The sequence below is a fragment of the Streptomyces sp. NPDC058157 genome (genome assembly GCF_042884105.1).
Taxonomy (GTDB): Bacteria; Actinomycetota; Actinomycetes; order Streptomycetales; family Streptomycetaceae; genus Streptomyces.
In genome coordinates this window covers 1-9,821 of the sequence record NZ_JBHVUQ010000233.1, presented here as the reverse complement: position 1 = coordinate 9,821, position 9,821 = coordinate 1, and the positions used below count along the sequence as shown (strand labels likewise).

At 74.6% G+C, this 9,821-nt stretch carries 7 protein-coding genes; 5 read left to right on the top strand and 2 right to left on the bottom strand.

Annotated features, from left to right (window positions below; translation table 11 throughout):
* A partial coding sequence (locus ACFVXK_RS33690) for a hypothetical protein (protein WP_389619520.1) occupies positions 1 to 196 on the bottom strand: 196 nt, incomplete at its 3' end.
* A 260-nt stretch (positions 197 to 456) separates the two neighbouring features.
* On the opposite strand from ACFVXK_RS33690, the gene ACFVXK_RS33685 reads away from it, so the two are divergent.
* Positions 457 to 1,695, top strand: a complete 1,239-nt coding sequence (locus ACFVXK_RS33685) for an acetyl-CoA carboxylase biotin carboxylase subunit family protein (protein ID WP_389619517.1) — start codon at positions 457 to 459, stop codon at positions 1,693 to 1,695.
* Positions 1,696 to 1,705: 10 nt separating this feature from the next.
* On the opposite strand, the gene ACFVXK_RS33680 is transcribed toward ACFVXK_RS33685, so the two are convergent.
* Positions 1,706 to 2,674 (bottom strand): glycosyltransferase family 2 protein, encoded by a 969-nt coding sequence (locus ACFVXK_RS33680; protein ID WP_389619514.1) that lies wholly within the window; start codon positions 2,672 to 2,674, stop codon positions 1,706 to 1,708.
* Between the two features lie 230 nt (positions 2,675 to 2,904).
* On the opposite strand from ACFVXK_RS33680, the gene ACFVXK_RS33675 reads away from it, so the two are divergent.
* The 4 genes from ACFVXK_RS33675 to ACFVXK_RS33660 form a co-directional block, all read left to right on the top strand.
* Entirely contained in the window at positions 2,905 to 4,182 is a 1,278-nt protein-coding gene (locus tag ACFVXK_RS33675; RefSeq protein WP_389619511.1) for a FrbG, read from the top strand.
* Entirely contained in the window at positions 4,179 to 6,011 is a 1,833-nt protein-coding gene (locus ACFVXK_RS33670; RefSeq protein ID WP_389619508.1) for an aminotransferase class I/II-fold pyridoxal phosphate-dependent enzyme, read from the top strand. Before ACFVXK_RS33675 ends, ACFVXK_RS33670 begins: the two co-directional genes overlap by 4 nt.
* Positions 6,011 to 8,545, top strand: coding sequence for an HAD-IIIC family phosphatase (locus tag ACFVXK_RS33665; RefSeq protein WP_389619505.1), 2,535 nt, complete (start codon positions 6,011 to 6,013; stop codon positions 8,543 to 8,545). Before ACFVXK_RS33670 ends, ACFVXK_RS33665 begins: the two co-directional genes overlap by 1 nt.
* Positions 8,538 to 9,821: SDR family NAD(P)-dependent oxidoreductase (locus ACFVXK_RS33660; protein WP_389619502.1), on the top strand; the 1,284-nt coding region annotated here is incomplete at its 3' end. The genes ACFVXK_RS33665 and ACFVXK_RS33660, both read left to right, overlap by 8 nt.

Below are 9,821 nucleotides of genomic sequence, written 5' to 3'. Positions count from 1 at the left end.
CCCGGGACCCGGCCGCAGCCGCGCCGGGCACCGCAGCCGCGGCAGGCGGGGCCTCCACGGCGGGCACGGGGCCGGGCGCGGGTGCGGCCGCCGCCGGCGGGGTCAGGAACAGCAACAGGCAGGCCGTACCCGCGCACACGGTCAGGAGGCCCCGCGCGGGTGTACGGCCCGCGGGACTCGTGGAGACGCTCGGCATCGGTCACCCTTCACACGGCGCGCGGGCACGGCCCGAGGGCCGGATCAACGCGGTCATCTCTTCACACTTTCCCGCCGTGTGGATCACCGACCGTGATCGTTTACCGCCTCCGGGTGATCACGTTCGCCCCGTCGGCCCTGCCGTCCGGCCCGCTCCCGGCAGAGCGCCGCCCCCGTCCGCACCCGGCGCTGGACACCCGGTCGGCGGCGCCTCGACGAGCGCTCGAGGACGGGGCCAGGACGGCTGCCTAGCGTGGCCGGATGCGCACACTGCCTCTTCTCGCCGTGGTATTCGACCGCGGGTCGGCCGGTTCCGTGGAGATCCTCGCCTCCGCCCGCAAGCTGTGCTCCGTCGTCTTCGTCTGCGACGAGGACCTCCCCGGCTCGGCCGGTGCCGCCGCCCGGCTCGCCGAGGTCGCCCGGGTGCTCGACGTCACCGGTCTCTCCCCGGAGCAGCGCCGCGCGGCGCTCCGCGAGCTACGCCCCGACGGCATCACCACCTTCAGCGAGTACCGCCTCGCCGCCACGGCCGAGCTGGCCGAGGCCTGCGGGCTGACCTTCCACCCGCCGCACGTCGCCGCCGTCCTGGTCGACAAGGAGCGGCAGCGGACCCGGCTGCGCGAGGCCGGGGTGCAGTCGACGCGCTGCCTCGCGGTGCGGACCGCGGAGGAGGTGCCGGCGGCGCTCGCCGAGGTCGGGCTGCCCGCGGTCGTCAAACCCCGCTCCGGGGCGGGCAGCGTGGACACCTGCCGGGTCGACGACGCCGAGCGGGCCGTGGCGGTGGCGCGGGAGTTCCTGGCCGGCGGCGGGGCGGAGCTCGTCCTGGAGGAGTACCTGGCGGGGGACCCGGACGCCGCCGGGCCGGGGTTCGGGGACTACGTGTCCGTGGAGTCGGTCAGCTCCGGCGGCGCCGTCCGCCACGTGTGCGTGACCGGGAAGCTGCCGCTGGCCGAACCCTTCCGGGAGACGGGCATGTTCCAGCCCGCCGCGCTGCCCGGGCCGCTGGCCGAGCAGGTGCTCGCCCTGACCGGGGCGGCGCTGCGCGCCCTCGGCGTCACCGACGGGGTCACCCACGTGGAGATCAAGCTGACCCCCGACGGCCCGCGCCTGATCGAGGTCAACGGCCGCATGGGCGGCTACGTGGGCCCCCTGCTGCGCCGCTCCACCCGCTTCGACCTGCTGCGGGCCGCGCTGCGCGCCGCCCTGGGCCTGCCGCTGGAGGTACCGGAACTGGACTTCCCCGCAGTGGAGTTCGTCTACTTCCTGACGCCCCCCGCCGACACCGGAGCCGCCCTCGCGGGGATCCGGGGCCTCGACGAGGTGGCCGCCATGGAGGAGGTGTGGCAGGTCAAGGCGGACCCCGGCGCCGGCCGCACCCCGCACTGGCGGGCCGGGACGGAGGGCCACCTGGGCACCGTCCACGGCACCGCCGCCGACCACGACCGGCTGCGCGCCGCCGTCGGGGCCATCGGCGCGGCCATCCGGCTGGACTTCGCGTGAACCGGGTCCGCTACAGGGGGATCGTCGGGTCCAGGGGCTCGCGCAGCCGCCGCGCCACGAGCCCCCGCACCGGCGTCGCCAGCGGCGCGAGGTCCCACCAGTTGCGCGGGAACATCATCCGGAACAGCCGCAGGTTGCGCAGGGCCACCGCGGTCGGCCGCAGCGGTACGCAGGACACCAGCAGGGCCGTCCGCAGGGCGCGCAACTGGTGCGCGGGCCGCCGCGAGACCAGCAGGGTCTGGGCGAAGGCGTTGCGGTAGGCCCACCACATCATCTCGTGCCGCTCCGCGCCGATCTGCATGCGCGTGTTCGGCTCGCCCGCCTGCGGGTCGGCGGAGTGGGCCAGGTCGGCGGAGAGGTGGTGCAGGCGCGGGTAGCGGTCGGCGACCCGCCACAGGAGGGTGCCGTCCAGGCCGAGGCCGTGGGTGAACTCGAAGGGCAGGTTGCTCGGCAGCTCCTCCTGGAAGACCTCGATCAGGTCGGTCCGGCGCATCAGCGTGCAGGAGGCGCTGACCGGCACCTGGTCCTCGACCGTCGCCGACCGCACCAGGAACTCCAGCGAGGACATCCGGCCCTCGGGCCGCCGGTAGAAGGTCTTCGGCCGCTCGTAGTGCCACGTCATCGCCGTGAACACGAAACCGACGGCGGGATCCCGGTCGAGGACCTCCACGGAACGGGCGACGGCCTCCGGCGATATCCAGTCGTCGGAGAAGAGGAGCTTGACGTATTCCCCCTCGCTCAATTCGAGTGCGCGCCGCCAGTTCCGGACGCGCGGCAGCAGTTCGTCATTGCGGTACGCGCGCACCCGGGCATCGGAATCGGCCAATTTCCTGATGACGTCCCAGGTGTCGTCCGTACTCGCATTGTCGACCACGACCACTTCAATGTCGCTATACGTCTGGTCGAGGGCGCTGCGTATCGCACGCTCCACTTCCACGGGCCGGTTGTACACCGGCACACAGATGCTGACCTTGGCCACCGCACGCTCCCTTTCGTCGAGTGGCACATTCAAGCACAGGGCTGTCAACTGCCCCCAGGGGCACGCTCCATGACCATTCGGGTACCCCTCGACAATTGGTCTTGACAACCTGTTCACCCCGTGTTTGGTTTATTTGGCGATCAGTCCGGAAAATCCCGGCCCAACTCGTCCTTTCGCACGGACGGTTATGCGGCGGGGTTCTGTCGACCACGTTCTTGGGGGAATCTCTCTTGCCGTCTGCCGACCAGTACTTCGGCCTGGTGTTCTGCGGTGGAGGACCCGCAGCGCTCGGCCCGATCATCGCCGCCGCCCGCTCCGGCCGCCTCGACGCGCTGCTCGACCGGGGCGTCGCGCTGGTCGAACCCGGACCCGTGGGCCCCGGGGGCCTGGCGCACTACCGCATCGGCGCCAACTCCCTCGGCGGCCCCTTCCTGGAGTGCCTCGACGGCCTCCCCGCCGCCGGTCCCTTCGCCGTCCTCCGCGACCTGCCCGAGACCCGGCTGCTGAGGGAGCGCGCCGACGAGCACCCGCCGCTCTCGGTGGTCGCGCCCTTCCTCACCCGGCTCGGCGCCGTCGTGACGGGCCTGCTGGAGGCCCACCCGCGCTGCGCCGTGTTCACCGACCGGGCCGAGGCCGTCCGGCTCACCGCCGACGGGGTGGTCGTCACCACCGGCGCCGGCCTCGAACTCACCGCACGCCGTGCGGTCCTGGCCACCGGCGGCCGCCCGCTCGGCGGCTACGCGGACGCCGAGGTGGTTCCCGGCCTGGAGCTCGCGCCCCACCGGGACAAGGTCCGCCACTCCTCGTCGCTGATCGACGCCCGCCACACCCCGCCCGCCGCCCGCGGCAAGGCCGTCGTGGTCGGCGGATCGCACAGCGCCTGGTCCGCGGTCGACCTGCTGCTGGCCGGGGGCACGGACGAGATCACCGTCCTCCACCGCACCGGCCTGCGCCTCTTCTACGACGGGGCCGAAGCCGCCCGCGCCGACGGCTACGCCTTCGACCCGGTCCTCGACGTCTGCCCCCTCAACGGGCGCGTCAACCGCTACGGGGGACTGCGCGGCCGCGCCCACGAACTGGCCCGGGCCGCCCTCGGCCTCGCCGGTGCCTCCCCGGCGCCGGTACGGCTCCTGCACGCCGGGGACCCGCGGGACACCGAGGCCGCCCACAAGGCCCTCGCCGAAGCCGACGTCATCGTCATGGCCAACGGCTTCGAGGCGGACCTGCCGCCCCTGACCCACGCCGACGGCACGGCGCTCGTCCCCGCCACCGGCGCGACCGGCACGGTGGTGACGGACCGCGGCCACCTCGTCGACGTCGACGGCGCCGCCCACCCCCGGCTCCTCGCCTACGGGCTGGGCGCGGGGCTGGCCCCCTCCGCCGACATCGGCGGCGAGCCGAGCTACACGCGCAGGGCGGACGGCGTGTGGCTCTACCAGCACGACATCGGCGAAATCGTCCTCGACGACCTGCTGCACGAAGCGACCACGGGGGAGACCCACTCATGAACAGGCCTACCAAGGCCGTCGTCCTGGCCGCCGGGCTCGGCCGACGCCTCGGACTCCACCACGCCAAGCCGCTGCTCCCGGTGGCCGGCCGGCCCATCCTGCTGCGCACCCTCGACCACCTGGCCGCCGCCGGGGTCCGCGAGAGCGTCCTCGTCGTCGGCCACCTCGCCGACGAGGTGCGCGCGGCGGTCGGCGAGACCCACGCCGGCATGACCGTGACGTACGTGGAGTCCGACGCCTACCGCACCACCAACAACGCCTACTCCCTGTGGCTGGCCCGCGAACAGCTCGACCGCGACGTCTACCTCGTCGAGGGGGACGTGGTCTTCGACCCCGAACTGCCCCTCGCCCTGGCCGCCGCCGACGCCGAGGTGGCCACCGCCGTGGCCCCGCACCGCCCCGGCATGAACGGCACCGTCGTCACCCTCGACGCGGCCGGCACCGTCTCGGCGATGCTGCTGCCCGCCCAGCAGGGCCCCGAGATCGACCTGGCCGGCACCTACAAGACCGCCAACGTGCACCTGCTGCGCGCCCGTTACCTGCGCGAGGAGTTCGTCCCCGCCCTGGAGGCCCTCATCGCCGACGGCGGTCACGGCGCCTACTACGAACTGGTCCTCGCCGACACCGTCACCGCCGGGCGCTTCCCGCTCCGCGCCGTCGACTGCGCACACCTGCGCTGGTACGAGGTGGACGACCTCACCGACCACGCCGCCGCCGAGTACCTCTTCGCGGACTCCGAGGACCGGCTCACCCTCCTGGAGAACCTGCACGGCGGCTACTGGCGCTACGACCTGGTCGACCACCGCCTCCTCTACAACCTCTACTTCCCCCCGGCGCCCCTGGTGGACGAACTGGCCCGGGACTTCCGCGACGCCCTGGTCCACTACCCGGTCGGCCACGGCGCGCTCCAGCGGCTGCTCGGCGCCGCCATAGGCCAGCCCGCCGAACGCCTCGTCGTCGCCAACGGAGCCTCCGAACTCATCAAGATCCTCGGTCGCCTGGCCGGGCGCACCGCGCTCGTCGTCCCCGGCTTCAACGAGTACGAGGCCGTGTTCGACGAGGCGGACGTCCACCGCATCCACCTGCCCGCCCCCGCCTTCACCATGGACCCGCGGCGGGTCGCCGACGAGGCACGGCAGGCCGGCGTCCGCTCCGTGATCATCACCTCCCCCAACAACCCCACCTCGATGGCGGTCCCGCGCGCCGACCTCGTCACCCTCGCCCGGCTGCTGGCCGACGACGGGATCCGGCTCGTCGTGGACGAGTCCTTCGTGGACTTCTGCGCACCCGGGCACAGCCTGGAGCCCGACCTCGCCGAACTGCCCGGCCTGACCGTGGTCAAGAGCATGAGCAAGGTGTACGGCATCGGCGGACTGCGCCTGGGCTACCTGCTGTCGGCCGACACCGGCTTCGTCGCCGACGTCCGCGCCGCCCTGCCCATCTGGAACGTCAACGGCTTCGCCGAATCCTTCCTGCGCCTGCTGCCCCGCTACCGGGAGGCCTTCGCCGCCAGCTGCGACCGCGTCCGCCGCGACCGCGACGAACTCGCCGGCCTCCTGGAGGAACTGCCCGGCGTCACCGTCTACCCCCCGGACGCCAACTACGTGATGCTGCGGCTGCCCGCCGGCGCCTCCGCCCACGAGGTGGTCCGCCGCACCTTCGCCGAACACGGCATCCTCGTCAAGGACTGCGGCGGCAAGTCCATGCCCGACGGCGACCGCTACCTGCGGGTGGCCTGCCGCGCCCCGCAGGAGAACAGGCGCCTGGCCGAAGCCCTCGCCGAGGTACTGGTCGGCGAGCCGTACCCGCTGGCCACGGGAGCCTCCTGATGCCCCACGCTCCCGGCCACGCCACCGGCGACGCCCCCCGCAACGCCCCCCGCAACGCCCCTGGCCATGCTCCCCGCCGCGCATCCCGCCGCGACGAACTCCTGGCCGCCCTCAAGTCCGTCCTCGGCCCCGACGACCGCCTGCTCGTGCTGCACTCCTCGCTGTTCGCCTTCCGTACCCCCGCCGAAGGGCTGCGCGGCGACCTCCTCGCCGCCCTGCGGGCCCTGGTCGCCGAGGGCGTCACGGTCGCCCTGCCCGCCGTCACCTTCGAGTTCTGCCGCACCAAGGCGTACCACCACCGCACCTCCGCCCCGAACACGGGCGTGCTCGTGCAGTGGTTCCTGGACCTGCCCGAGGTACGCCGGACCCCCCACCCGGTGTACTCGTTCGCCGTGGCCGGCCCCCTCGCCGACGAACTGGCCGCCTGCCCCTCCGACACGGCCTTCGGCGCCGGCACCGTCTTCGAGGTCTTCGAACGCCACGCCGCGCGCATCGCCACCCTCGGCGCCGACTGGAACTCCTGCACCCAGGTCCACCGCTACGAGGAGCTGGAGAAGGTCCCCTACCGCCACCCGATGACGGTGAGCGGCACGGCGGACTTCGGCGCCGGCCCGGTCCCCCTCGACCTGGAGATGATCGTCCGCGACACGGCCCTGGACTCCGTCCTGGACTTCGCCCCGGTCTTCGACCGGCTGCGCGCCGACGGCCTGCTGGCCCGCACCCCGCTGTGGGACGCCGCCGTGGAAGCGGTCTCCGTCACCGACCTCGCCCGCGTCTGCGGGGAACTGATCGGGGCCGACCCGTACGTCCTGCTCCGCGAACCCCGGGTGATCGAGCACCGGGCCCGCCAACTGGCCGCGGAGCCCGTACGGCTGGCCCTGCTCGGCACCCGCAACCTGGAGGTCCTCGCCGCGCAGACGACCGCCGAGGGCCGGCGGATCCTCGGGTACGCCCCGTTCGCCCTCCACGTGCCCGAGTACGGCACCCTCGCCCGCGAGGTCCACGATCCGGGCTCCGCCCTGCGCCGGTTCGCCCCGCACGCCTCCTTCTTCACCGACCGGCTGGAGGACGTCCTCTCCACCGACACCCTCGTCCCGGACGACCGCGAACGGCTCGCCGGGGCCGTGGAGCACTACACCGGACTGGTCGGCGCCTACGCCGCCACCACCGACCGGCCCGTCTTCGTGCTCTCCTTCGCCCCCCTCCAGCCCTCCGCCGCCGACACCGGCCCCCTGTGGCGCGAGGCCGACCGGCTGCTGCGCGAGGCCCTGGGCGGCCACGACCACGTCCACGTCGTCGACCTGCCCGAGGTCGTCGCCCGCACCGGCGGCGGCCCCCTCGTCGACCAGCGGCTGTGGCTGGTGGGGCGGGTTCCCCACGGGGCGGCCCTGAGCCGGGCCCTCGCCCGCAGGTTCTGGGGGCTCACCCTCTCCGTCACCGGCCGCACCGCCCGCGTCGTCGTCACGGACCTGGACAACACCCTGTGGCACGGCGTCGTCGGCGAGGACGGCATCGACGGCATCCAGGTCGGCACCGACCACCCCGGCAACGCCCACGCCCGGCTCCAGCACGCCCTCAAGGCCCTGCGCGACCAGGGCGTGGCCCTCGCCGTCAGCAGCAAGAACGACGAGGACCTCGCCCTGCGCGCGATCCGCGAGCACTCCGGGATGGTGCTGCGCGAGGAGGACTTCGTCGCCACCGAGATCAGCTGGCGGCCCAAGGCCGAGGCCATCGCCGACATCGCCGCGCGCCTCAACGTGGGCCTGGCCAACGTGCTGTTCCTCGACGACAACCCCGTCGAGCGGGCCCGCGTACGGGAGTTCCTGCCCCAGGTGATCGTCCCGGAGCTGCCCGAGGACCCCGCCGGGTACGCGGACGCGCTCCTCGACGACCCGCACACCACCGTGTTCAACGTGACCGAGGCCGACCGGCGCCGCACCGAGCAGTACCGCGCCCGCGCCCAGGTCGAACGCCGGCGCGCCGGCTTCGAGCGGATCGAGGACTTCTACGCCTCGCTCGGCACCACCCTGCACATCAGCCCCCTCACCGAGGGGAACACCGCGCGCGCCGAGCAACTGTGCGCCAAGACGAACCAGTTCAACACCACCACCCGCCGCCACACCCGCGCCGAACTGCGCCGGCTGGCCGCCGCGCCCGACTCGGACGTCCTCGTCCTGGGCGTCGCCGACCGCTTCAGCGCGCGCGAGGACCTGGGCCTGCTGGTGCTCACCCACCAGGGCGGCGAGACCACCGTCGACGGCTACCTGCTCTCCTGCCGGGTGCTGGGCCGGGGCGTCGAGGCGGGCGCGCTGCGCTGGCTGGCGTCCTCCCTCGCCGCCGCGGGACGCACCCGCCTGCACGGGCTGGTCGTCCCGACCGAGCGCAACGCGCCCTGCCGCGGCGTCTTCGCGGACGCGGGCTTCGGCCCGGGAGCGGCCGAGGGCACCTGGCGACTGGACCTGACCGGCGAGCACCACGCCCCCGCGTGGCTGGACGTCGCCGACCACACCGAGGCGGAGAACCACCGTGCATGACGTCACCCCGGGCGACAGCGCCCACAGCAGCCACACCTTCACGGCCGCCGAGTTCGAGGCCTTCGCCGCCGTCACCGGCGACCACAACCCGATCCACCACGACGCCGCGCACGCCGCCGAGACCGAGTTCGAGACCCCCATCGTCCCGCTCGTGATGACGCTGGGCCCCGTCTCCGCGCTCATCGGCATGGTGCTGCCCGGACCCGGAGCCGTCATCCTCGGCACCGAGTTCCGGCCCGTGCGCGCCGTCGCCTTCGACCGCCCCGTCCACTACTCCCTGCGCGTGCTGTCGGTGAGCCCCGCCACCGGCGTCTTCACCTGCCGGGTGCTGGCGTACCAGGACCGGGAGGTCGTCCTCGACGGCGAGGTCCGCACCACCGTGCGCGCCCCGCGCCCGCGCCCCGACGAGACCACCGGCGGGCGGCTGGTCCCGGCCGGCGCGCCCCGCACCGCCGTGGTCACCGGCGCGGCCGGGGACATCGGCTCCGCCGTGGCCCGGGCCCTGGCGGCCCGCGGCTGGGACCTCGCGCTGGTCCACCGCGGCGGCGCCGGGGAACTGGCCGCCGACTGCGAGCGCGCCGGGGCCACCGTGCACTCGGTGACCGCCGACCTCGCGGACCCCGCCGCCCGCGGGGCCGCCGCCGCGAAGATCGCCGCCCTGGAGCCGGCCCTCGTCGTGCACGCGGCGGCCGCGCCGCTCACGGCCGGCTACCGCGAGCACCTCGACGTCGGCTACGCGGCCCTGCGCGACCTGGCCGACGCCGTCCTCGACGGCATGCTGCTGCGCCAGCACGGCTGCTTCGTCCTGATCGGGTCGGAGGCCGTCCGCTACCACCCGCGCGGCTGGTCGGACTACGTCGCGGGCAAGGCCGCCGCCGAGAGCGTGCTGCACGGCATCGACCGCCACCACGGCGCCCACGGCATCCGCTCCGTCGTCGTGGAGCCCGGCTACGTCCAGGGCCGCTACTCGGCCGGGGTCCGCCCGGCCGGCCTCGGGCTGCTGCCGGAGGAGGTCGCCGACCTGGTCGCCGCCGAGGCCGCCGACACCGGCGCCCCCGCCCGGCGGGTGTGGCTCACCCCGGACGGGACCGCCCGCTTCGCCCTCGACGGCGCCCGCGAGGAGGCGCCGCCGGCCCCCCGCGCCGCCGGGGCCGACCCGGCCGGTGCGCCGCGGACCGCCCCCGGTCCCGGCCCGGGCGCCGCACCCGGCGGGGCCGCCGACCGGGTCGAGGCCGCCGTACGGACGGTGCTGGGCCCCGGCGCCGGCCTGGGCGGG

What these genes read in the sequence shown, in the direction of transcription:
- ACFVXK_RS33685 (WP_389619517.1), top strand. Translation starts at nt 457, where the DNA reads ATGCGCACACTGCCTCTTCTCGCCGTGGTATTCGACCGCGGGTCGGCC.
- ACFVXK_RS33670 (WP_389619508.1), top strand. Translation starts at nt 4,179, where the DNA reads ATGAACAGGCCTACCAAGGCCGTCGTCCTGGCCGCCGGGCTCGGCCGA.
- ACFVXK_RS33665 (WP_389619505.1), top strand. Translation starts at nt 6,011, where the DNA reads ATGCCCCACGCTCCCGGCCACGCCACCGGCGACGCCCCCCGCAACGCC.